Annotated in this window: 24 protein-coding genes; 15 read left to right on the forward strand and 9 right to left on the reverse strand. The window is 44.0% G+C overall.

Features of this window, described 5'->3' with window-relative positions; genetic code table 11:
* Nucleotides 1–1,917: a bifunctional metallophosphatase/5'-nucleotidase gene (locus DD616_RS12170; RefSeq protein ID WP_170907614.1), complete on the reverse strand. Its 1,917-nt coding sequence runs from the start codon at nt 1,915–1,917 to the stop codon at nt 1–3.
* 299 nt (nt 1,918–2,216) lie between these two features.
* Between DD616_RS12170 and DD616_RS12175 the strand changes: the two genes are divergently transcribed.
* Nucleotides 2,217–2,426, forward strand: coding sequence for a hypothetical protein (locus DD616_RS12175; protein WP_026027723.1), 210 nt, complete (start codon nt 2,217–2,219; stop codon nt 2,424–2,426).
* Nucleotides 2,427–2,430: 4 nt separating this feature from the next.
* Here the strand turns inward: DD616_RS12175 and DD616_RS12180 are convergent, their stop codons facing one another.
* A complete protein-coding gene (locus DD616_RS12180) occupies nt 2,431–2,682 on the reverse strand; it encodes a DUF1289 domain-containing protein (RefSeq protein ID WP_013857474.1) in 252 nt (83 codons plus the stop codon).
* A 165-nt stretch (nt 2,683–2,847) separates the two neighbouring features.
* On the opposite strand from DD616_RS12180, the gene DD616_RS12185 reads away from it, so the two are divergent.
* From DD616_RS12185 to DD616_RS12210, 6 genes are all read left to right on the forward strand, one after another.
* Nucleotides 2,848–3,291: an META domain-containing protein gene (locus DD616_RS12185; protein WP_026028018.1), complete on the forward strand. Its 444-nt coding sequence runs from the start codon at nt 2,848–2,850 to the stop codon at nt 3,289–3,291.
* Nucleotides 3,292–3,494: 203 nt separating this feature from the next.
* On the forward strand, nt 3,495–4,634 hold the full coding sequence (locus DD616_RS12190) for an ABC transporter substrate-binding protein (RefSeq protein WP_094127029.1): 1,140 nt from the start codon (nt 3,495–3,497) through the stop codon (nt 4,632–4,634).
* A gap of 20 nt (nt 4,635–4,654) precedes the next feature.
* Nucleotides 4,655–6,376, forward strand: a complete 1,722-nt coding sequence (locus DD616_RS12195; protein ID WP_064625073.1) for an ABC transporter permease — start codon at nt 4,655–4,657, stop codon at nt 6,374–6,376.
* Nucleotides 6,342–6,992 carry an ATP-binding cassette domain-containing protein gene (locus DD616_RS12200; protein WP_208871733.1) on the forward strand — a complete coding sequence of 217 codons (651 nt, stop codon included), beginning with the start codon at nt 6,342–6,344 and terminating at the stop codon, nt 6,990–6,992. The genes DD616_RS12195 and DD616_RS12200 overlap by 35 nt, the downstream gene beginning before the upstream one ends.
* Nucleotides 6,985–7,623 carry a CDP-alcohol phosphatidyltransferase family protein gene (locus tag DD616_RS12205; RefSeq protein WP_199871256.1) on the forward strand — a complete coding sequence of 213 codons (639 nt, stop codon included), beginning with the start codon at nt 6,985–6,987 and terminating at the stop codon, nt 7,621–7,623. Before DD616_RS12200 ends, DD616_RS12205 begins: the two co-directional genes overlap by 8 nt.
* Nucleotides 7,624–7,781: 158 nt before the next feature.
* A complete protein-coding gene (locus DD616_RS12210; protein WP_208871734.1) occupies nt 7,782–9,272 on the forward strand; it encodes an EAL domain-containing protein in 1,491 nt (496 codons plus the stop codon).
* A 75-nt stretch (nt 9,273–9,347) separates the two neighbouring features.
* On the opposite strand, the gene DD616_RS12215 is transcribed toward DD616_RS12210, so the two are convergent.
* The 3 genes from DD616_RS12215 to DD616_RS12225 all read right to left on the reverse strand — a co-directional run bounded on the left by DD616_RS12215 (nt 9,348) and on the right by DD616_RS12225 (nt 12,454).
* Entirely contained in the window at nt 9,348–10,280 is a 933-nt protein-coding gene (locus tag DD616_RS12215) for a class I SAM-dependent methyltransferase (RefSeq protein WP_208872327.1), read from the reverse strand.
* Nucleotides 10,281–10,291: 11 nt separating this feature from the next.
* On the reverse strand, nt 10,292–10,987 hold the full coding sequence (locus tag DD616_RS12220; RefSeq protein ID WP_017043600.1) for a TIGR01621 family pseudouridine synthase: 696 nt from the start codon (nt 10,985–10,987) through the stop codon (nt 10,292–10,294).
* A 123-nt stretch (nt 10,988–11,110) separates the two neighbouring features.
* Nucleotides 11,111–12,454, reverse strand: a complete 1,344-nt coding sequence (locus DD616_RS12225; protein ID WP_013857032.1) for a sodium-dependent transporter — start codon at nt 12,452–12,454, stop codon at nt 11,111–11,113.
* 336 nt (nt 12,455–12,790) lie between these two features.
* On the opposite strand from DD616_RS12225, the gene cls reads away from it, so the two are divergent.
* Nucleotides 12,791–14,245: a cardiolipin synthase gene (gene cls, locus DD616_RS12230; protein WP_094165914.1), complete on the forward strand. Its 1,455-nt coding sequence runs from the start codon at nt 12,791–12,793 to the stop codon at nt 14,243–14,245.
* An 80-nt stretch (nt 14,246–14,325) separates the two neighbouring features.
* Entirely contained in the window at nt 14,326–15,522 is a 1,197-nt protein-coding gene (locus DD616_RS12235) for a cystathionine beta-lyase (RefSeq protein ID WP_208871735.1), read from the forward strand.
* A 68-nt stretch (nt 15,523–15,590) separates the two neighbouring features.
* Here the strand turns inward: DD616_RS12235 and DD616_RS12240 are convergent, their stop codons facing one another.
* From DD616_RS12240 to pspA, 4 genes are read right to left on the reverse strand one after another with little or no spacing between them, the layout of a single operon-like run.
* The gene (locus tag DD616_RS12240; RefSeq protein ID WP_047690935.1) at nt 15,591–16,181 is read right to left on the reverse strand and encodes a DNA-3-methyladenine glycosylase I; all 591 of its coding nucleotides are present in this window, start codon (nt 16,179–16,181) and stop codon (nt 15,591–15,593) included.
* Between the two features lie 54 nt (nt 16,182–16,235).
* Nucleotides 16,236–16,625 (reverse strand): envelope stress response membrane protein PspC, encoded by a 390-nt coding sequence (pspC, locus tag DD616_RS12245; protein ID WP_013857036.1) that lies wholly within the window; start codon nt 16,623–16,625, stop codon nt 16,236–16,238.
* On the reverse strand, nt 16,618–16,851 hold the full coding sequence (pspB, locus tag DD616_RS12250) for an envelope stress response membrane protein PspB (RefSeq protein WP_026027627.1): 234 nt from the start codon (nt 16,849–16,851) through the stop codon (nt 16,618–16,620). Before pspB ends, pspC begins: the two co-directional genes overlap by 8 nt.
* A 15-nt stretch (nt 16,852–16,866) precedes the next feature.
* The gene (pspA, locus tag DD616_RS12255) at nt 16,867–17,535 is read right to left on the reverse strand and encodes a phage shock protein PspA (RefSeq protein ID WP_026027628.1); all 669 of its coding nucleotides are present in this window, start codon (nt 17,533–17,535) and stop codon (nt 16,867–16,869) included.
* Between the two features lie 230 nt (nt 17,536–17,765).
* Here pspA and pspF point away from each other — a divergent pair, with 230 nt between their 5' ends.
* From pspF to DD616_RS12285, 6 genes are all read left to right on the forward strand, one after another.
* On the forward strand, nt 17,766–18,773 hold the full coding sequence (gene pspF / locus DD616_RS12260; RefSeq protein ID WP_026028021.1) for a phage shock protein operon transcriptional activator: 1,008 nt from the start codon (nt 17,766–17,768) through the stop codon (nt 18,771–18,773).
* Between the two features lie 96 nt (nt 18,774–18,869).
* Nucleotides 18,870–20,489, forward strand: a complete 1,620-nt coding sequence (gene sapA, locus DD616_RS12265; RefSeq protein WP_094149655.1) for an ABC transporter substrate-binding protein SapA — start codon at nt 18,870–18,872, stop codon at nt 20,487–20,489.
* Nucleotides 20,489–21,451, forward strand: coding sequence for an ABC transporter permease (locus DD616_RS12270; protein ID WP_013857041.1), 963 nt, complete (start codon nt 20,489–20,491; stop codon nt 21,449–21,451). Before sapA ends, DD616_RS12270 begins: the two co-directional genes overlap by 1 nt.
* Entirely contained in the window at nt 21,438–22,325 is an 888-nt protein-coding gene (locus tag DD616_RS12275; RefSeq protein WP_013857042.1) for an ABC transporter permease subunit, read from the forward strand. Before DD616_RS12270 ends, DD616_RS12275 begins: the two co-directional genes overlap by 14 nt.
* Nucleotides 22,325–23,320, forward strand: coding sequence for a peptide ABC transporter ATP-binding protein (locus tag DD616_RS12280; RefSeq protein WP_010320232.1), 996 nt, complete (start codon nt 22,325–22,327; stop codon nt 23,318–23,320). The genes DD616_RS12275 and DD616_RS12280 overlap by 1 nt, the downstream gene beginning before the upstream one ends.
* Nucleotides 23,317–24,105 carry a peptide ABC transporter ATP-binding protein gene (locus DD616_RS12285; RefSeq protein WP_013857043.1) on the forward strand — a complete coding sequence of 263 codons (789 nt, stop codon included), beginning with the start codon at nt 23,317–23,319 and terminating at the stop codon, nt 24,103–24,105. Before DD616_RS12280 ends, DD616_RS12285 begins: the two co-directional genes overlap by 4 nt.
* Nucleotides 24,106–24,219: the final 114 nt, after the last annotated feature.

Here is a 24,219-nt window from a genome sequence, read left to right on the forward strand (position 1 = left end):
CTAATCTAAAACATTAGCATTCAATGCCTTGAGCAATACAATCTCTCGATTGATACGCTGTTTTTCAGCATCAGAAGCTTGGCTACTTTGCAAAATACGCGCATTGATCGCCTCTTCAGCCGCGGCCTTATTGGTAAAAAGTAGTGCTTTAACATTGATCGAGGCGATATTGCTATAACGCCCATCATCACTACTTGGTACATCAATTTGGCCACTATTAATTAGAGCTTTCACGATGGCACGTTCCGATTCATACCCTTGCAAACCTTCCAGCTTCCAACGTTGCATTGGTTTCCCTTCGTAGCGGCCTTGCTTCTCTTGGGTGAGATAGCGGATCGTTAGGTTTCTAATAGTTCCTTCCTCTTCGCCATATTCCGCTTCCGAGTCAAAAATAATCGGGAATGACCGCCCTTCAAGGCTACCCCCTTTCTGCGTCAAATGCCCCATTCGGTAACTATTCATACCCAACCGAATATCACTAGTATCATCAATCGGTTGTCCACCAGCAAAACGCAGATCTTTAATTCGCTTACCCGCAGGTTGAGTAAGATCAATGGTGTAAGTGACACCCGCAAAAAAATCATTGGTTGAGTATTTCGATGCGCGCCGCTTTGGATCAAAGCTATAAGTCACATCGCCTGGCAAGACGGAATTGAAATACCCAGCGGCCCATTCCATGTAGGTGCGCAGCTCTTTACCCGTCATTTGGTAAACCGTAATTTCACCACCAGCATATTGATAGTTAAACGCGATATCTTTTGCTTTGATTGGGCCAGTATCAAGTTGAGCTTGGTCATTATCAATTTGCAGTGCGATCACGTTTGCTTTTGGCGCGTAGAAAAAACTGGCTTCCTGAAACAGCGCACTGATGCCGGTATCTTGAATATGCACTTGAGGGATACCGCGTATTTCATCATCAGGAACCAAGTCGACTCCGTCAAGTATCGCAATTTCGCGATTGGCATTTTCTCGTAAGCGTTGATGATAAGGTGCGTACAGCGTTTCCATTTTCGAATCAGAATCAACACCTTTTATAGGGTAAGTGAAGCTGTCTTTATGAACGAGCGTGTATTTGCCATCCTTTTCTTCAAATTGGAAATCGATTCGAGATAAAACGCGTCCATATTTGTCAGGCTCGGTAATGATGACACCGTTTACCGTCGCTTTATCAATTTTAGTGTGCATGTGGCCAGCAACAATGGCATCGATTTCTGGGTTAGCATTGGCAATATCAGATACGCCCGTATCTTTGATGTCGTTTTCGTTATCCAGCCCCATGTGCGCAACCAAAACGATCGCATCGACATCATTTTTTATCTGCCCAATCACTTTTTTCACTTCAAGTGTTGGGTTAGTGAAGCTCATGCCTTCAAGGCGATTAGTGCCTTCAGCAAACACTTGTGTCATCGGAGTATCCATTCCAATGATACCGATCTTGACGCCATTTTTTTCAATAATTGTTGCGGCGGGTAAGAATGGATTGCCATCGGGCCTCTGAATATTCCCGGCTAACGCTCGGCCTTTAAATTGAGTCAGGGAGCGATTTAATACCGATAAACCAAAATCAAACTCATGGTTACCCAGCACCCAAACATCGTAGTTCATCTCATTAAAACCGAGCATCATAGGGTCTACGGCTTCATGCTTAAACGTTTCAACAAAGTTTCCCTGAATCGTATCTCCCGCATCCACTAAAATAACGTTTTTATCTTGCTCTCGTATCTGTTTAACCTTGGTGGCGATTTGACTTAGGCTCCCCTGCATATTCAGTTTGTCAGCAGCATAATCCCATGGCATAAAATGCCCGTGAATATCGGAAGTACCAAGAATGGTAACCTGATGAATATCGCCATCAGCAGCGAAAGAAGAAGCGGCAATAGAAGCAAGTATTGCGCTAGTAACAATTTTTAGTTTCATAACATACTCATACGTATAAACAGGCTTTCATTAAAACAGAGTGGATATTATTGATTTTATAAATATGTTTATGTGATGGGGTCGCTCATTCGGTTGCAACACTAAAAAGCAATCACAAAATTTCGAGAGCGATCTCTCTTTAAATAGATTCTATGGCTTAAAGAGCTTTAATCGAGCCAAATCAGGCGGTTAATTTTTAATCATAAAATTGAGCAAATTTTAAGCAGATCTTTGATTGACGCTGTACTGGATCGCTTCTATTTTTTCTATTGGTTACCACAACAATGGAGGTTATAGAAATGAAACGCGCAAGTTCCACTTATCGATTACAACTGATAAAAGATGTTGTAACGCGGCACCAACGTACGGATCCAATGGCGAACTATATTCAACAGCTTCTGACAGAAAAACCCAACATGGAACAACCCGATGTGAATAAACGTTTTCACGGTAATCATTTTGATGAACATGCTGGTGGTTGGGTCAGTGATTTTTGGGGAATGAAGTAATTGATTAAAACAGATCGCGCTGCGGGTTCGTTTCTGGCTCGGAATCTGCTTTGTTTTGCGCTTGTTGTTTCTGTTTTTTCCGCTTATAGCGCTGTTGGCATAATTTTATGACATGCAGTTGCTGCGCAGCAGTCATTGAGAGCCAGTTAAAACGCTCTTCCCTTTTACGCATACAGCCTTGGCAATAACCTTTGTCATCAACTGAACATACACCGATACAAGGGCTCAGCACTTTAAAAAATTCGAGTTGCTCCATGGTTACTCAATTATTTTTCCAATTTAATGTCCGCCACATAAGAGTAACGTGTGTCACTTCCTGATTGCAAACTGTGACGCATATAAAACAATCACCTTATACTGACAAAAACAGTACTCAATTTTATATACTGTGCGCGTTTTCCAAATTCTGGGGTCTAATACGATGAAGTTTAGTTCAAAAAAATGGCTAGCCGCAATTTCTCTACCTGTATTGGTGAGTGCCTGTGCAAGTAATGGTGATGTAGAAAGCATTACCGCTCAAGATTTGCAGCATCACAATTGGCAACTAGTGCAAATTGATGGCAAGGACGTGGTCAATAATGACAAACAAAAAGCACCGCGATTAGAAATCGGCGAAAAGATGATGGCTAGCGGTAACGCAGGTTGCAATAACTTTTTTGGGCAAGCCGAGCTAAAAGACAACCAATTCCGCATCGAAAAAATGGGCATGACCATGATGATGTGTATCGGTGATGTCATGGATACCGAGCAGGCGTTTTCTCAAACATTGTCAGATTGGAGCGAGATCAACCTGACTAAAGATAGCCTAACGCTTAAAAATGAGGTTCACACGCTCACCTTTACTTTGCGTGATTGGGTAAATTAATTTCAGTCATTCTTCTCATGGCAGTCTTTTCCATCAGGCTGCCATTTCCGTAGACCACCTCACACATCATTCACCTATCTGCGACTTCTGCTTTTTCTTACCAATTCAGATCTTTTGTTTTTTTTCGTTCATAATGAATGAACATGGAAATATCTCCGGTCTATTCACTAAGTCACTGAATAAAGCGATCTTTAAGGATAATTATGAAAAAGCTCATCACCTTACTCTGCACGTGTGCCTTCGCACTTTCCGCGTCAGCGCAAACTTGGCAACAAACCACAGATGCAGCTAAAGGACAAACCGTTTACTTTCACGCGTGGGGAGGAAGCCAAGAGATTAATGAGTACATTCGCTGGGCAGGCAACGAGCTTCAAGATCGCTACGGTATCGAGTTAAAACAGGTGAAAGTGACCGATATTGCCGAGACAACAACACGGCTTATTGCAGAAAAGGCGGCCGCTAAAAATAATAATGGCAGTGTCGATCTAGTATGGATTAATGGTGAAAACTTTAAGTCCATGAAAAATAATGGTTTATTGTATGGCCCATTTACGGAGCGTTTACCTAACTGGCAATATGTTGATTCCTCACTGCCGATCGATCAAGATTTTTCAGAGCCGACTCTTGGCCTTGAAGCGCCTTGGGGTGTAGGACAACTGGTGTTTATTTACGATCAGGAAAAGCTCAATAACCCACCCCGTTCATTTTCAGAAATGTTGAGCTACGCAAAGGCGTTTCCGAATCGTGTTAGTTACCCTCGTCCTCCTGAGTTTCATGGCACCAGTTTCCTTAAAGCCTTATTGATTGAACTAACAGAGAACGATGTTGCCCTGTCTAAGCCTGTGGATGAACAAAATTTTGCCATAGTGACAGCGCCTCTTTGGCGCTATCTTGATGAATTTCATCCTGTGGCCTGGCGTCAAGGCAAGCAGTTTCCCAGCGGTTCCGCTCAAATGCTGCAATTGCTTGATGATGGTCAGCTTGATCTTTCCATCAACTTTAACCCCAATGCTGTTTTTTCCGCTCAAGCAAATGGAACGCTAGCGGCCTCTACCCGCTCCTACGCGTTTGAAACAGGGGCTCTTTCTAACATTCATTTTCTCGCCATTCCTTGGAATGCGAGCGCCAAAGAAGGCGCATTGGTTGCGATCAATTTCTTACTCAGTCCGGAAGCACAATCTCGTAAAGGAGATCTTTCCATTTGGGGAGATCCATCGGTATTACAAAATGAGTTCTTAAGTGGCAGCGCTAAGAAAACTCAGCTGTTTAAATCAATCGCCGAGCCACATCCAAGTTGGCAAACGGCGCTTGAAGCCGAATGGCAACAACGCTACGGCCACTAAAGAGACTGAGATAAAGCCCGATGTTTAGAGCAAGCTATTTGCTGATTATTGTCATCTGTATTGCCCCAGTTGTTCCCGGCCTACTTGGGGTCATACTCTCCTCATTGGGCTATATTCCTCCCGTCGGCTTGCACCACTTTTCTCTAGATGGCTACATCGCCATCTTACAATGGTCGGGAGTCGGGCAATCTCTACTACTTAGCATAGGTTCTGCGTTAATCAGTACCTATCTCGCCGCGGCGATCTGCTTTGTGATATTGCAATCATTGTGGCACAGCCGTCACTGGTCAAAAGTAGAGAACGCTTTATCACCGTTACTGGCTATGCCTCACGTCGCTTTTGCCATTGGTTTTGCTTTTTTATTCTCACCAAGCGGCATGACGGATCGCCTTTTGTATCATCTGTTTGGAACCTCATTCATGGGAGATGGCGCTTCACTTTTAGTACGCAACCCTTACGCAGTCGGATTAACCTTAGCGTTAGCACTTAAAGAAGTTCCTTTTTTACTGCTGATGAGCATCCCCATTTTGCAGCAATTAAACATTGATAAACTGCAACAAGCAGCGGCTTCGCTGGGTTATTCTCAACCCCAACTATGGCTAAAAGTGATCTTCCCACAGTGGTTAAATAAACTGCGGTTTGCCCTCTTTGCCGTGATTGCCTACGGCGTATCCGTTGTCGATTTAGCGCTCATTTTAGGCCCCAATAATCCACCAACGTTTGCAGTATTGGTATGGCAGTGGTTTAGTGACCCTAACTTAGCCTTAATTCCTCGCGCCGCCGCTGGCGCCGTTCTGTTGTTTATACTTGCCAGCGCCATGTTATTGATCGTTCTCTTCATCGAAAAGTGTTCGACGCGACACTACAAACGCTGGCAATACTCAGGCCGCTATGCGCTTTCCTTGCCAGGAAAATCACTGTTTTTATTCATTATTACCTTATCTTTGCTGATGTTGCCTTTAATGGTGGTTTGGAGTTTTGCACAACGTTGGCGCTTTCCAGATTTATGGCCCAGCCAGTTCAGTACCCGTTTTTGGGACAACGAATGGTTGAATATCGCACCAACCATTTATCAAAGCGTACAATTAGCGCTATTCAGCACTGTGATTACGCTGGTGTTATCTCTACTCGCTCATGAGTATAAGCTCAAATATCAGCGCCATTTACCCAGTTATTTGATCGCCTTGCCGATGCTCATTCCTCAGCTTTCACTGTTATTTGGCATGCAGATCGCCACACTCTTTTTAGCCAGCGATCAGTATTGGCTTTGGGTTACATGGTCACATGTATTTTTCGCCTTTCCTTTTGTCTATCTTGCTTTGGATGGTCCATGGAAAAGCTACAATCAAAACCTGACTAAAGCAGCGTTAAGTTTAGGAAAAACGCCGTGGCAAGTATTTTGGCAAATTAAAACGCCGCAACTCTTGCCAGCCATCGTTTACGCGGCAGCGGTTGGAATGAGTGTGAGCTTAGCGCAATATTTGCCGACTTTGATGCTCGGCGCAGGAAGGATCGCTACTATTACTACCGAAGCCGTTGCGCTCTCGAGTGGCTTTGACCGCAGAGTCACCGCCATCTATGCCATTTGGCAAGCCCTACTGCCTTTAATTTTTTTCACCTTGGCGATTGTGATCAGCCGCCTGCAAACTCATCGCCGTACCATGAACCCTATCGTTAAAAAAACTGCCCGTAAGGAAGCCATTACTCATGACGTTCTGCCTCGAAAACCTCGCCATCCATAAACAAAAAAATGGTGAAGTTCTCTTATCGGATTTAAATATCACCATCTCCCCAGGTGAAATTGTTAGCTTAATGGGGCCAAGCGGCTGCGGAAAATCAACGCTACTTAATGTAATTGCGGGTCATTTGGGGAGGGATTTTTGCTTCCAAGGCAGAGTCATACTGGACGATGTCGACATCACTTTGCGGCCTGCACATCAGCGGCAAGTCGGTATTTTATTTCAAGATGATCTGCTCTTCCCACATCTGACGGTTTGGCAAAATTTGGCTTTTGCCTTGCCCAACTCGGTAAAAGGCCATGAACGGCAGTCTCAAGCAGAAAAAGCATTACAGAAAATTTCTCTCGAACATCTTGCCAATGCTTACCCAGAACAGATATCTGGGGGGCAGCGAGCACGTATTAGCTTGGCTCGCATGCTACTGGCTCAACCTAAACTGGCACTATTGGATGAACCATTTAGTAAGTTAGATAAAGCACTGCGGATCCAATTTAGGGATTGGGTCTTCAATCAACTGGTCGCCGAAGGCATTCCGACCTTGATGGTCACGCACGATAAAGATGATGTTCCGCCTAACAGCCGTATTTTAACCTGCTCATGGGAGAGCGCACATGCTTGATCGATTTAGTGTCAAAATCATTCGTTGGCCACTAGAGAAAACAGCTCAAGGGCTTCATCGCTTAGGCATTACAGCGAACCAAACGACACTCTGGGGTTTTGCTTTAGGTTGCTGTGCACTTCCTGCACTTGCTTTCTCGCAGTACACGCTGGCATTAATTTTCATCATACTAAACCGAATAGCGGATGGTCTTGATGGTGCGTTGGCAAGAATTCAAGGGGTCAGCGATGCGGGAGGATTTCTCGATATCAGTTTAGATTTTCTGTTTTACTCGCTCATTCCGTTTGGTTTTGTGCTGGCTTCACCTGAGCACAATGCGGTAGCTGGTGCCTTTTTGATCTTTTCTTTTATCGGTACGGGAAGCAGCTTTCTTGCATTCGCCGTGATGGCCAGCAAGCGAAACATCCACAGCCCTATCTACAAGCATAAATCACTGTATTACATGTCAGGCTTGACTGAGGGTACGGAAACGATTGCTTGTTTCGTCCTGTTTTGTCTTTTTCCTCAACATTTTGCCTTAATAGCTTATCTATTCGGCGGCGCATGCTGGTTCACCACCATTACCCGCATTTATTCTGGATTTCAAACACTCTATAACACTCACTCACGTCAAGAATACAACCATGATTAACGCTATCACTTTTGGCTTCGAACTACAGCTTCAAATCCAGATAATGTAATACATTGGGTAATCGTATAACTCTTCGAAATTCTCATCAATTGAACCAGTGGCATGCTAAACTGCGCACTTACTAACGCAGTAGCATAACGATGCCTAAGGTTGCATTTATGACTTTGACCAGACCCGTTAAAATAGCGATCTTACTCTTTCTGATCCCGACTCTTATTTTTTCGTTAGCCATCCCGATATTAATCAATCCGTTGACACGCTATGTGCTGGAAAGCAAACTCGATACCGTCAATCTTTACTTGTCCAATAGAGCTCAGAGCTTAAATGATATGATTTTAGATCAAGTCGCTCAGATAAATTATGAATGCCAAGCAAGCGATATGTCATTAATTCGTGATTCCAAGTACTACAACCGATTTATCAGAATGATCGCAGTTGTCAACAAAGACGGGCGTAGCTGCTCGACTGTCGGTTTCCCATTACAACTTTCGGATGAGTTGAAAGCCTATGACCTCTCTTCAGGGTTTTACATGTCCACCACTCCCGCACTTTTTAATACAGAAAAAGAGCTACTTATTTATTATCAAAAAGAAGGTAATCGAATTTTTTGGATATTAGACAGTAGCTGGCAAGAAGAGATATTAAAAGGTGATTGTATAAATTGCTTTTTATTAAATTTTCATTATTTATCGCCTAGTTTAAATGGATTGAGAATGAGTCGAGGCAATAAAGAGATTGCTTACCAAGACCACATCACAACCATTAGTTACACCATAAAAGAGTTTGATATTCAAGAAACACTCTCTGTTGGTAAAGAATTCAACCAATATCTTTACTACCAATTAATATATTGGGGTTATCCCATTGCGCTAGCAATTGGTATCTTATTATCTATTTTTTATTTAAAGTTCAGAAATTATAAAAACTCAATTCAAGGATTAATTCTTAAAGGCATTAAAGATAAACAATTCATCCCTTACTACCAAGCCATTCTTGATAGCCGAGAAGAGAGAGTTATTGGCTATGAGATCTTAGTTCGTTGGTGCAAAGGCAAGGAGATGGTTCCACCAAATGAGTTCGTTGGTCCGGCGGAAACATCCGGTTTAATCATCCAGATAACGAATCAAATCATAAGAAAAGTAATTGATGATTTAGAACAATTCGATGTGCAGCAATGGGTGAGTATCAATATCGTGCCAGCCCACATTGAAAGTGGTGGCTTAGCAGAAACACTAGAAGAACTCAATTGGCCGACCACCAAACAGATTCATTTTGAAATAACAGAAAGAACGCCATTTATTAATATTGAAAATGCAGGTAGGGCACTATCTCATCTTATGGCAAAAGGCTATAAATTCAAAATTGATGATTTTGGGACAGGCTACGGTGGTTACTCATATATACAAAATCTTGGTATTTCTTGTATTAAAATAGACAAGATGTTTATTGATACGATTGGAACTGACGACTTAAAAATAAAGGTACTCAATTCTATTATTCTCTCAGCACAAGAAGCTAATATTGAAATTATTGCTGAAGGCGTTGAACGCGGAGACCAAGTTGATTATCTTGCTACTCGTGCTGTGTATCTTATCCAAGGATTCATCTATTCTAAACCCTCACCGATTGAACATATTTTGCAAAATTAATAATTCCTGAAGTCAGGAGCAATCACACCATAACCAACTTTATTATGGCGTGATCTTACCTGATCTCCATTCTACTCAGGAGAAAATCAGTGCTTTCAGGCTGGCTTGCGGATCAATATCTTCAAACTCTGGTGGGTTTTCTAGGCGAGCTTGAAAAGTAAGTGATGGCGCTTCCACCTTCATCCCTTCGATTAAAAAATCGCAGGTTACGGCTGGTGAATTAACGCATGCAAGCACTTCGCCGCCTTGTTCTAACAGCTCAGGTAAACGGCGTAAGATACGTTGATAATCTTTAGTCAGCGCAAAGCTACCTTTTTGAAACGAAGGAGGATCAATAATAATCAGATCATATGGCCCTGATTTTTTGATTTTTCCCCAAGACTTGAAAATATCATGTCCAAGAAACTTCACTGAATTGAGATTGTGGCCATTCAATTGATGGTTTTCACGGCCTTTAGCCAGTGATGCTTTGGCCATATCGACATTCACAACTTGGTCAGCACCACCAGCAATCGCTGCTACTGAAAAACCGCAAGTATAGGCAAATAGATTCAGTACATTTTTATGTTTAGCGTGAGATGAAACCCACTCACGGCCGTAGCGCATATCCAAAAACAGACCAAAATTCTGATTACGCCCAATGCTCAATTGGTACTTTAAGCCATTTTCGATCACCACAGGGTAAGGGTCTAATTCTCCCCATACTGTTTCTGAAGGCGCGCCATCGGCATATCGATGCTGAAGTAAGACACAACGACCTTGCTTTTCTAGCCATAACGGACGGGTTGTTAGGTGCAACAAACCCGCTTTTAACTCCGCGAGAAAGTCCTCTTCGATATTTTTAAATAAGTTGACGACTAACTGCCCTTGCAACCAGTCACAGGTGAGCTGTTCTAGACCTGGCCACTGACGACCTCGGCCATGAAATAAGCGGCGAATTTCACCTGTATTGCAGGAGAGCTGCTGCTCAATATGGGTAAAAAAGTGAGAAAGCGCTGAGCGTTGCATTGTTTGTTCTGTCATTTGTTTACTTTCGGCCAAACTAGATTCCAAGGTGTTAACCAAGATTCAATCCCTTGGCTAACAATGTCTGAGTTCCATTTCTGCCCCATCGCTACTTGATTGCGTGGGTCGCAGATAAATTGATACCACTGATCCTGATAGCAAAAACGTAACGCAAAAGCGTGTAGATAGCCTCTATCAGAACCATCATGAGAATGATAAATCGGGTCACCGACAATCGCAGAGCCGAGTGATTTCAAAGCAACCCTAATTTGGTGGGTTTTTCCGGTAAAAGGTTTACATAAAAAGAGACGTTCACCCGGCTCAGCAGAACAGGAAAAAAACTGCGTTACGGCAGGGTTATTTTGTGTCGCTACTAACTTCCATGACGAACGTCGAGAGCGTTCCATATCACCGCTTATCAAGCCCTGTTTCTTTTTAGGCTTTTTACTGCCAATGGCAAGATAGAATTTCTCGACTTCCCTTGCTGCAAAGTTTTTAGACAACTCACTGGCCGCAGCTTGGTGGCGGGCAAGCAATAAAATGCCGGACGTCATTTTATCCAACCGATGAACTAAGTAGAGCTGGCCATCACCTGAAACCTTACCCACTTCTTGCAGCAGCATCGTATCCCCGTCATCTTTGTGTACAGAAACATTGGGATGCTTGTTGATGATGAGAAAATCGTTGTGAGTATAAAGAATATCAAACATGTGAATCACTAACTGCAGAATAGGCGGCTGAGTATAGCGTTAAACAACGCAGATACCAATAAATGCAAGGTTCAAGGTCGTAGGATGATAAAAAGGCTCTCGGATGAGAGCCTTAGGAATGCGCTAAATTAATGAATAAGCAAAGACCATTAAAATCGCCACTGGGCAAACAAAACGCACGTACCATGGCCAAATTTTCCAGAATAGGCTTTGTGCAATGTCTGGGTTACCTTGTTTGATCTCATCAAGCAATTTATTACGATGCCAAACCCAACCCACCACAATAGCCCAAACCACACCTAATAAAGGTTGCATATAGACGGTCGAGACGTTAGCCACTAGGTTAAATAACGCCCCAAAGTTAAGGGAAATGATGATGCTCAGCAGCGCAATGGCTCCACCGATCATCCATGTTGCTTGGCTACGAGTCATTTTTAGTTCATCTTGCGCGCAAGATACTGGTACTTCTAGCATAGAAATTGAAGAAGTTAGCGCTGCGATAACCATCAAAATAAAGAAACCAAAGCCGAGCAACACCCCTGCACTGCCCATATTATCAAACATCGCAGGCAGCACGGTGAAGACTAAATCGCCCGAACTCATCAAGTTGCCTGCATCATCAAAAATTTCGACACCATGATTTTTAGCCACAAACATTGCTGGGAGAATCAAAAGGCCAGCTGCAAACGCCACTCCCGTATCAATCGCCGCGACTTGCGCCGCTGTTTTTGGCAAATTAACATCTTTCTTAAGATATGAGCCATAAACGATCATCGCTCCAACGCCTAAAGAGAGAGAGAAGAAAGCTTGCCCCATTGCGTCTACTAATAAACTGGGAGTGATGTGCGCAATATCAGGGATCAAATACATCTTCAATCCTTCCATTGCCCCATCTTGGGTAAAGATATAAGCAATCATGGCGCCGAATAGAATAAAAAGCACTGGCATCAAACGGGTAGACCATTTTTCAATGCCGTCCGCGACACCTTTTCGCACAACATAAATAGTGAGCAAAGAAAATGCGAGAGCCAGTAAAACATTGCGTAAGCCGCTAAAATTCACTAACCAATCGGCCGCCGTCTGTAAACCCAACAAGCCTAATATAGGAGATGCCGCAAAACCCATAAGCCATCCGGCAAGAATGGAGTAAAAACTGAGGATCATCGATGAGGCAATCATCGCGATAATACCAAACAGTGCCGCCGCCGCACGATTTTTGGTCCAGATACTTCTTAAAGAAGCGATGGGGTTAGATTGTCCATGTCGCCCGATCGTCAATTCCGCAACCAGCATTGGAAACGCCAGCAAGAATACCATTGCCAAATAAATCACTAAAAATGCCGCGCCACCATTACTTGCCGCTTTGGTCGGAAAACCCCACACATTCCCTAGGCCAACCGCAGAACCTGCAGCCGCCATAATAAAACCAAGTCTCGATGAGAAATGACCTCTTGAACTACTTGCCATAAACTATTTACCAATGTTGTGTTTGTTAGGCAGTGCTAAAAGTGAGTGTAAACTTTTAATTACACAAGTTATAATTTTTAGTCGCACTGAGATGGTGGCAAGTAAAACAGTTTGAGATTAAAATTGGAAGTCCGAACGATATAAATTATGGATTAGACCGTAGTTTTATAGTTCAATTGTTGCTTTTTTATCCTCAGATCATTTTTTTAAACTGCTATGATCACTTTAGTAACACGATTCATCTGTTACTATTTTCATATTATTCACGCGATAAACTTCCTTACTTTTCCCTTTCCCTTTACTATCGTGACTTATTCTATCGACAAGATTAATGGCATGGACAAGGTTTACCACGTTCTTACTTTAGCAGGCATCGCACTCTATTGGTTTTTGGTCGCCGCAGTCACGCTACGCGTTGTATTGAAACGCCGAGCGGTGAGTGTTTCTCTGGCTTGGCTGATGGTGATTTATATCATTCCGATTGTGGGAGTGATCTGCTACTTTCTTTTTGGTGAGCTAAATTTAGGGCGCAAGCGTGCAGAGCGTGCCAAGGAAATGTTTGCTCCATTTGGTGATTGGTTTAGACAGCTTAACGATTGCCAAGCTCATGCCCCTGAGGGAATGGGTGCTCAAATTTATAAAATTGATGAACTGTGTAACCACCGCATGGGGATTCCGGCCTTAAGTGGTAATACGTTATCACTGCAAACCTCCCCTAACGAAATTCTGCATTCCATCATTGCCGACATCGAACAAGCTCACACCAGTATTCAAATGGTATTTTATATTTGGCACCCAGGTGGATTGGCGGATTCGGTTGCGTCGGCTCTGATCCAAGCGGCCAAACGAGGTGTACACGTTAAGCTGCTGCTTGATTCCGCAGGGAGCCCCCGTTTTTTCAAAAGTCATTGGTATACCATGATGAAAGACGCAGGAGTTGAAGTCGTCCAAGCGTTAGAAGTGAGCCCGTGGCGGATGTTCTTACGCCGCTTAGACCTACGCCAACATCGTAAAATCATTGTTATCGACGATAAAATTGCCTACACAGGATCGATGAATTTAGTTGACCCAGCTTATTTCAAACAAAACTCTGGTGTGGGTCAATGGGTCGATATTATGGTTCGTATTACTGGGCCTGCGGTCAATGTGCTGTCCGCAGTACATTGCTGGGACTGGGAGGTGGAAACAGGAACACGCATGTTGCCAGCACAACCAGAATGCACAATTGGTCCGGATCAGCCCCATCATCCAGTACAGGTTGTCCCTTCAGGCCCTGGTATGCCAGAAAACTTAATCTCTCAAGTGTTAACACTGGCGATTAATCAGTCAAACCAATCCGTTAGGATCACTACCCCTTACTTTGTTCCTAGTGCAGACCTATTAGCAACGCTAAAAATGACCGCTCAGCGCGGTATCAATGTTGAGATCATTATTCCACATAAAAATGACTCATTGATGGTCAAATGGGCATCTCGCGCATTCTATGGTGAGCTACTGGAAGCCGGGGTGAAAATATACGAATTCTACGGTGGTTTGCTGCACACTAAATCCGTCGTGATCGATAACCAGTTCTGTCTTGTCGGTACAGTGAATATCGATATGCGCAGCCTATGGCTCAATTTTGAAGTCACGCTCGCGATTGAAGACCAATCTTTCACTCAGGAAATGAACTGGCTACAGCAACACTATATAGAACAATCTCACTTGGTTGAGCTACCAATATGGGAGCAACGCCCACTGTATCATAGGTTTTTTGAACGATTGTTCTATTTGTTTAACCCTCTGCTATAAACTTTTTATCTGACTGGGGTTGCCAAGCTAGGCAACTCCATGTTTTAAATAACGAACTCTCTCCCAGACAAGGATTTCGGATGTCAGAAGGTAAAAAAACACTGTTGGTCAATGCGGGTCGTAGTAAAAAGTGGACCAATGGCGTTGTCAACCCACCTATTCAGCGCGCCTCTACCGTTGTATTTGATAGTGTGGCTGAAAAAAATCAGGCCACTGTCAATCGGGCTAATAAAACACTCTTTTATGGACGCCGTGGTACTCATACGCACTTTGCGTTCCAAGAAGCAATGGTGGAAATTGAAGGTGGCGTCGGTTGCGCGCTTTTCCCTTGCGGTGCGGCCGCCATTGCCAATAGTATTCTTTCCTTTGTGCAAACGGGTGACCATATTCTGATGGTCGACACTTGCTATGAACCTACTCGTGATTTTTGTGAAAAAATCATGAAAAAAATGGGCATAGAAACGACCTACTACCCACCGACCATAGGTGAAGGGATCCGTACTTTGATCCAACCCAATACCAAAGTGTTGTTCACTGAATCACCCGGATCGATCACGATGGAAGTGCAAGATATCCCAACCTTAGCGCGGGTTGCACATGAACATGACATCATTGTCATGCTGGATAACACTTGGGCGGCGGGCGTGAACTTTTCACCTTTTGAACATGGTGTTGATATTTCGATCCAAGCGGCGACGAAATACATTGTTGGCCACTCAGACGTGATGTTAGGAACAGCGATTGCCAATGAAAAATGCTGGGATCAATTGCGAGAGCAAAGCTATTTGATGGGACAATGTGTCTCACCTGATGACGCTTATTTAGGGCTACGAGGGCTAAGAACGTTAGATGTTCGCTTACGTCAACATGCTCAAAATAGCTTAGCCATTGCGCACTGGTTAGCAGAACAACCTGAAGTGGATCATGTTCGCCATCCTGCGCTAGAGACTTGTCCTGGACATGAGTTTTATCAGCGTGATTTCACTGGTGGTAACGGACTGTTTTCATTTGTATTAAAGAGCAGTGATGCAAAAGCTACGACGGCTTTGCTCGATGGCATGCAACATTTTAGTATGGGCTTTTCATGGGGTGGATTTGAAAGCTTGATTTTAGCTAATGAACCCAAAAGCTTTGATAGTTTAAGAACCGTCGCACACCCGCACTTTGCAGGTACACTGATTCGAGTGCATATTGGTCTTGAAGATGTAGACGATCTGATCGCTGATCTAAAAGCGGGATTAGAACGCTACAGTGCACAGCTTGCTCTGCGTGCATAATATGAGCGGAAGACCAAAAGGCCGCTGAATCTTCAGCGGCCTTTTGCATATTAGGTTACCCTGAAAAATTAACGCTTGGGGCAATCAGCCAAATGATCGTTCACCATACCCACCGCCTGCATAAAAGCATAACAAATCGTTTCGCCAATAAACTTGAAGCCTTTTTTCTTTAGAAATTGGCTCATCGCCTTAGACGTGGGCGTCGATGTAGGGATATCACTCATCTGCTGCCAATGATTGAGCACTGGTTGACCATCCACAAACTGCCACAATGCTTTGGATAAAGAGCCATACTCTTGCTGCAACAATAAAGCCGCTCGTGCATTGGAATAGACAGAGGTAATTTTGCCTTTGTGCTTCACCACATCGAAATGCTCGATAATGTAAGGTGCCCGCGTTTCGTCGTACTGAGCCAGTTTTTCAAGATCATAACCGTCAAAGGCTAAGCGATAACCTTCGCGCTTTTTCAAAATCGTAATCCAGCTCAGCCCAGCTTGCGCACCTTCTAACGTCAAAAATTCGAACAACTTGACATCATCGTAAACGGGAATGCCCCACTCATTATCGTGATAATCGCGCTCTAAAGGGTGATTCATCGCCCATGCACAAGTCATTTCTGTATGATGCTTCATTTTTTGTTTCCTTACCCTTACCTTCATTTGCGGTGTCAGTTGAACAATGACACTGCAAATCTACGTGCCTAGCTTTACTTTTTAAAGCTGATTAAACTCACGATTGACTTTAAATGCTTCAGAGGTGACATAAGCCTCCATTTTACGGATTTTCTGATCCACTCGAGTTAAATCTTGATCCAATGTCGCCAGCAAAGCTTCGGCGGTTTGTCCTTGCTCCCAAGGCTTATTCTTCAATGTATGTTCGCGTTGGGCTTTTAGCGTTTCAACATACTGAGTAGGCTGCTTTTCTAACATCAGCATCAAAGCCATATAAGCTAAAAGCACTAAAAAGCCACCACCGAGTAGTGCAGCCGAGATGACCAATATACGCACCAACCAAACTTCTAACCCAAGATAATTAGCAAGCCCAGCACATACGCCAGCTATTTTGCCATTGACCGGATCTTTATAGAGTTCTCGGCTAGCCATGATTTTGCCTCCAAGTCGGTGATTCAGCATCTAAGATGCGTTCAAGGGTTTCAACACGGCTTTGCAGTTTTTCCGCTTTTTCAGATAACGCTTTGATCCGCTCTAAATCCTCTTGTGACAATGAGTTGCTGCTATGTCGTTTACCTCTGTAATGCAGAAAAAGCCATATCGGTGCAACAAAAATCAAAAAGACAATCAGTGGACCTGCGATAAAAAATGATGACATATATGCCACTCCTCGTTATTGGTTTTTGTCCATTTGTTGTTTCAGTTTTGCTAGCTCTTGTTCAATTTCATCTTGCGCTTGAAGTTCAGCAAATTCTTGGTCGAGTGACTTAGCGTTACCGGACATAGCGTAGAGATCGGCTTCAGCTTCAAGTTCATCGACTTTACGCGAGTACTGCTCAAACTTCGCCATCGCTTCATCAGTACGGCTAGTATGCAAATGACGTTGCACATCACGACGGTTGTGCGCAGTTTGGCTACGAAGTGCCAAAGCTTGTTGCTTCACCCGTGTTTCGGCAATTTTGGCCTCTAACTTACCGATTTCCCCAGTCAATTTATCGATAGTTTCTTCTACCAAGGTTTGTTCAGTGTGCAAGCCTTTCTGCATTTCTTGCAATTTCTTTTTTTCAATTAAAGCAGCGCGAGCGAGATCTTCACGCTGTTTAGCAAGCGCCAAGGTCGCTTTCTGTTGCCAATCTTCAATATGAGAGGCCATAGAATCCACTTTACGCGCGAGCTCTTTCTTATCCGCAATAGCTTTGGCCGAATTGGTGCGTACTTCCACCAAGGTGTCTTCCATCTCTTGGATGATTAAGCGGATCATCTTTTCAGGATCTTCCGCTTTATCTAACAGTGCACTGATATTCGAGTTTACGATATCGGCAAAACGAGAAAAAATACCCATGTTCAATCTCCTGATTAGTTGTTCATGACGATGTAGTTATTGGTGAGCTATTTTAAATCGCTCAAAACGTTAAGACGAGAAGAGATAACCAAGTTTCATGCCATATATAAATCTATTGATAATCAATAAATTAGATAATATCTCATAGAATAAGATTACTGTGCTATGATGATTTTCGCCAAGAGTTGGTGAATTTAACCACCCTTTCAATCACAGTGTGGAGAGTGAACATGCAACAAAACTTACTGGGTGAAGCGCCTCAATTTTTATCGGTACTGGATAAAGTCTCTAAGCTTGCACCGATTGATAGGCCGGTATTAATTATTGGCGAGCGGGGAACGGGCAAAGAGTTAATCGCTCAGCGCTTACACTATCTTTCCAAACGTTGGGACCAACCACTGGTTTCGTTAAACTGTTCAACCTTGAGTGAAGGGTTAATTGACTCTGAGCTCTTTGGTCATGAATCAGGCTCGTTTACCGGAGCCAAAGGACGTCACCAAGGACGATTTGAACGGGCGGAAGGTGGAACTCTTTTTTTGGACGAGCTCGCCACCGCGCCGCTTGCTGTGCAAGAGAAACTACTCCGAGTGATTGAATATGGACATTACGAACGTGTCGGCGGTAGCCAACGGCTTAATGCGAATGTCCGTATCGTCTGTGCAACCAATGCTAATCTTCCACAATTAGCTGAAATTGGAAAGTTTCGAGCTGACTTACTCGACCGACTGGCCTTTGATGTGATCCAGCTTCCACCGCTAAGAGAGCGAAAAGAAGATATTATGCCACTTGCTGAGTATTACGCGATTAAGATGTGCCGTGAACTGAACTTAGCGCTCTTTGTCGGGTTTAGTGCAGAAGCGGCAGATCAGCTTCAACACTACTTGTGGCCGGGAAATGTGCGTGAACTTAAGAATGTCGTGGAGCGTGCTGTCTATCAACACGGAACGGCCTCCCATCCGATTGAAAACTTGGTTTTTAACCCTTTTGCTAATGAGTGGCACAAACCAGATGACCTTACTGGCAATCTCTCCACAGATCGCCATACTTACACCACTGGCTTTGAATTTCCGATGGATTACAAAATGTGGCAGGAGGATCAGGACAGACAACTACTGAGTGCCGCGCTCAATGCCAGTAAGTTTAATCAAAGACAAGCTGCAGAATTACTCGGCTTGAGCTACCACCAATTGAGAGGTATGGTGAGAAAATATCAACTCGTCGGCAGCAATGATGATTAACCCTAGGTTTAGATCAACAAAAAATGGTAGATTATCAGGATTTTGAGGCATAATGATTAGCTTTGTTTGCCCTACTTCTCACAGTTATTTCTCTTTATGAAAACATTGATACGATTCGCACTAGGAATATGCAGCTTTAGCCTACTGATAGGCTGTAGCGAACAAATTGACCATAGTAAAATTCGCCAGAGCGGATTCGTATATTGTGGTCACGGCAATCCCACCACTTTTAACCCACAATTGGTTGAGAGCGGCATTACGTCTGAAGCTCTCAGCCCACAGATTTACGACACGCTGTTGCAATTGGATTCAGAAACCTTACAACCGATACCAAGTCTGGCCACGAGTTGGACAGTGAATCCACAGGGTACAGAGTATACATTCAAGCTAAACGATGGCGTTCAATTTCAATCAACCGCTTGGTTTACACCGACTCGCGCTCTTAATGCCGATGATGTGGTCTTCAGCTTTCGCCGAATCATTGACCCAACCAACCCATTTCATTACGTCAATAGTGGCGTCTACCCATGGTTTGCGGGTATTGATTTCAAAAACTTGCTGATCGATGTTCAAGCTCTGGATGAACTCACGGTTAAATTTACCCTCAGCCGTCCCGACAACTCCTTTTTATCCAATATCGCCACCAGTCACGCTGTCATACTCTCCTATGAGTATGCTAATCAATTAGTGATTGAAGATGAAAAAAGCATGATCGACAGCCATCCTGTTGGATCCGGACCATTTTATCTAGACGAATTTAAAGTGAATGACCTTATCCGCCTCCGTCGTCATGGCGCTTATTGGAATGGCGTGGCGAAGATGGAACAAGTCGTATTTGATGTCTCCAACCGAGGCACAGGGACACTCGCCAAACTACTACGCCATGAATGCGATGTGCTCAGCTCGCCTATTTCAAGCCAAATCCCTATTATCAAGCAGCAATCGGAAATAGAGCTTGATGCCAAGCCTGCGATGAACGTGTCTTATATTGCTGTGAATACCTCTCACCCTGCGCTCAGTGATGTTCGCGTGCGTAAAGCGCTTAATTTTGCGATCAACCGCCAAAATATTTTGGACTCGGTCTATTACGGTACAGGAAGTATTGCTTATAACATTCTTCCCCCCTCCTCTTGGGCCTATCAAAAGGACAGTATTCAAATTCGCTATGATCGTAACTACGCGATCGCATTACTTAAAGAGGCTGGCTATTACGCCAACTTGGAATTGACGATGTCTGTTCCTGCAGAGTCTCATGCCTATAATCCAAGCCCACGTAAAACCGCCGAGTTAATTAACGCTAACCTTGCCGACATTGGTATTACATTGCATATCATCACGGAAGACCGCCTCGATCGTTCAAATTTGACCCAGCACGCCAACGTTGATCTGATTTTAACGGGCTGGAATGGCGATACCGCAGACCCAGATAACTTTTTGCGTCCACTGCTCTCATGTAATTCAGATCGCTCAGGGCTCAATGCCTCGATGTGGTGCAATAGTGATTTCGATTTTCTACTCGATTTGGCCTTGGAAGTAGACAAGTCGCGCTATCGCCTGAACTTATACAAACAAGCGCAAAATATTTTAAACGAAGAGTTCCCGGTTATCCCATTGGCACACGGCATGCAATTTAAAGCGTACAGCAAAACATTAACGGGCTTTAAACTCAGCCCATTTAATGTACAACCATTCAATACGGTTGAGAGGGTCGAATAGTGTTTTTATATACGGTACGCAGACTCAACTTATTTATTATCACGTTACTCATTTTGACTATGGTCGGGTTTGCACTGCTGCGCTTAGATCCACAGTCGCCTCTAACTGCTCATGGATTTTGGTCAGGTTGGTCAACCTATTTAGGGCAACTACTGCAACTGAATTTTGGCGTCAATCACAGTGGTGTCCCGATTGTGGACGAACTGGCGATGGTCTTTCCAGCAACGCTGGAGTTATGCCTTATTGCTTTTACTCTCTCTTTGTTAATTGGTCTCCCTATTGGTACGCTCGCAGGAATGAAGCAAGGTAAATGGATTGATACCGTCATCTCCTTCACGTCAATGTCCGGCTATTCAGCACCGCTATTTTGGGTAGCTTTGTTAATGATCATGGTCTTTTCACTGCATTATGAGCTGTTTCCTGTTTCAGGACGTTATGATCTGCTCTACCAAGTGGAACACGTGACAGGTTTCGCTCTGATCGATGCTTTTTTCGCTGAAGGCAACTACCGTGCTCATGCTTTGCAAAGTGTTATTGAACATATGATTTTACCCTGCTTGGTACTGGCTCTAGCACCGACGACACAAGTGGTGAGCCTGATGCGTTCTTCGGTGGCCGATGTAATGGCTCAGAACTATATACGCGCCGCTCGAATTAAGGGTTTAAGTGATTACGAAATTGTCACCGAGCATGTGCTGAGAAATGCAATTCCACCTATTATTCCTAAATTCGGGGTTCAGTTATCGAGTATGTTAACGCTAGCAATTATTACTGAATCCATCTTCAACTGGCCGGGAATCGGCCGTTGGCTGCTCGATGCCTTATCTAACCAAGATTATGTCTCCATTCAAGCCGGCGTGATCGTAGTTGGTACGCTCGTTCTCACAGCAAACATTCTGTCTGATTTGATTGGCGCTATGGTTAACCCGCTGGTAAGAAAGGAATGGTATGCTAACAAATAACATTTATCAGGAAGAGCATATTCCAACTCAGTTTGAGCGGTTTTGGCGCAGCTATCGCAATAACAGTTTGGCGATGTTTGGCTTGTGGTGCTTAGGACTCATTGTGTTGATTACCCTCACCTCTCCTTGGATAGCCCCTCATGATCCGCAGTTGCAAACGAGCAACCTATTAATACCGCCTTCTTGGGATCCTGCGGGTACTGTCGAATTTTTCTTAGGTACCGACGATTTAGGCCGAGATATCTTGTCACGGTTGATTGATGGTACCCAATACACCTTCGCTGCCGCTATTTTAATCACCGCTATCGCGGCTGTGATCGGCTGTTTTATCGGCATTATGGCAGGCATGACCAAAGGATTATTGTCCAGTACATTGAACCACTTACTCGACACGGTCATGTCGATTCCATCGTTGCTGCTTGCCATTATTTTTGTGGCACTGCTCGGTTTTGGCGAGTTCAATATTTTGCTTGCGATTGGTTTGGCACTCATCCCTCGCTTTGTTCGTTCGGTGTATATTGCCGTACACAACGAAGTAGAAAAAGACTATATCCTCGCCGCACGTTTAGATGGTGCCAATGACTTTTATCTGTTGTGGAACTCCATTTTACCCAATGTCCTTGCTGTCATCGCCAACGAAATAACACTCGCGTTATCCATTGCCATCTTAGACATCACCGCTTTGGGCTTTCTTGGTTTGGGTGCTCAAGCACCAAGCACCGAATGGGGCACCATCTTAGGTGATTCAGTTGAGCTGATTTACCTCGCACCGTGGACAGTCACTCTCCCCGGTTTAGCGATTATGTTTACGGTGATCATCATCAACTTAGTCGGTGAAGGTGTACGACAAGCTCTGAATGCAGGGGTGGAATAATGCCATTATTAGATATTCGCCATCTCACCATCGAAATTGATACGCCACAAGGCATGGTAAAAGCAGTCGATCGCATGAGCTTAACCATGAACGAAGGCGAAATTCGCGGGTTGGTGGGAGAATCCGGATCAGGAAAAAGCTTGGTGGCTAAAGCCATCGTAGGAATATGCAAAGATAATTGGACCATCACCGCCGACCGCATGCGCTTAGGTAACATTGATCTACTTCAGCTGACGCCGCGCGAACGCCGGCGAGTGATTGCCCGCGACATCGCGATGATTTTTCAAGAACCGTCAACCTGCTTAGACCCTTCAGATGAAGTGGGAAAACAGTTGATTGAATCAATTCCATCGCGCACATTTGAAGGCAAATGGTGGCAGCGTTTTACATGGCGTAAAAAACAAGCCATTGCCCTTTTACATAAAGTAGGAATCAAAGAGCACGCGCGCATCATGAGTAGCTACCCCTATGAGCTAACTGATGGTGAATGCCAAAAGGTGATGATTGCGATGGCTATCGCAACCAAACCAAAAATTTTGATTGCTGATGAACCAACGAACGATTTGGACCCCATTACCCAATCACAGATATTGCGCCTGCTAAGCCGGATGAACCAGGTTAATAACACCACGATTCTATTGATTGGCCACGACTTAACCACCATTACCCAATGGGCTAACCGTATTACAGTGATGTACTGCGGTCAGTCTGTTGAGTCAGCCGATACCCAGAAAATATTGAGTGAACCCAAACACCCTTATACGGCCGCACTACTGAAAGCGATGCCCGATTTTAGTGATTGGATCCCGCATAAAGAAAAATTGCAATCCTTACCGGGTTCCATTCCACCCTTGCAACATTTACCGATTGGTTGCAGATTGGGGCCTCGCTGCCCCTATGCTCAGCGCCAATGCGTTGAAATACCGTATCCGCAACGTATTAAAAATCATAAGTTTGCCTGTCATTTCCCACTCAATATGGAGCAACAGTCATGAGTGCATCATTATTAGAAGTGAACGGGTTAACTAAAGATTTCATTACTCGTTCAGGTCTGTTTCGCAAGAAAATTCAGCATGCAGTCAAACCGGTTAGCTTTACGTTAGAAGCGGGACAAACCATTGGTTTTATTGGCCAAAATGGTTCTGGTAAATCGACATTGGCACGAATGCTTGCGGGGATGGTTGAACCCTCGGCTGGCGAGATACGCGTTAATGGAGAGTTATTGGAACACAAGGATTACTCCACGCGCTGTAAGCTGATTCGAATGATTTTTCAAGATCCGAACACATCGCTCAACCCAAGAATTCAAATTGGTCGTATTCTAGAAGGGCCGCTCAAAAGAAACACTAATATGCCACCTGAAGCTCGTATGAAGCGCGTGAAAGATACGCTATTGCGCGTTGGGTTATTGCCAGAGCACGCCTACTTCTACCCGCAAATGCTCGCCACCGGGCAAAAACAGCGGATTTGCTTGGCACGAGCACTGATTCTACAACCGTCGATCATTGTGGCTGATGAAGCATTAAACGGGTTAGACATGGCAATGCGATCACAGATGATTAACTTGTTTCTAGAACTGCAAGAAGAGATGGGTGTCTCGTTTGTGTATGTCTCTCAACACCTTGGTATTGTAAAACACATTACTGATAAAATTATGGTGATGCACGAAGGCGAAGTAGTCGAATCGGGTGACACACAAGAAGTATTGTCTAATCCAACTCATCCCATCACTCAAAGAATGATTGAGAGCCACTTCAACAAAGCGCCAAGCTTTAAATAGCCACTCTGTATTTAATGTTGGAAGACAATATCATCGATATTGTACTGTTCCTCCCCTTTTTAGGGGGAGGATTGACAGTGTTCACCCCACCCTAACCCTGTCTCTTGATCACAA

The sequence above is a fragment of the Vibrio anguillarum genome (assembly GCF_003390515.1).
Classification (GTDB): Bacteria; Pseudomonadota; Gammaproteobacteria; order Enterobacterales; family Vibrionaceae; genus Vibrio; species Vibrio anguillarum.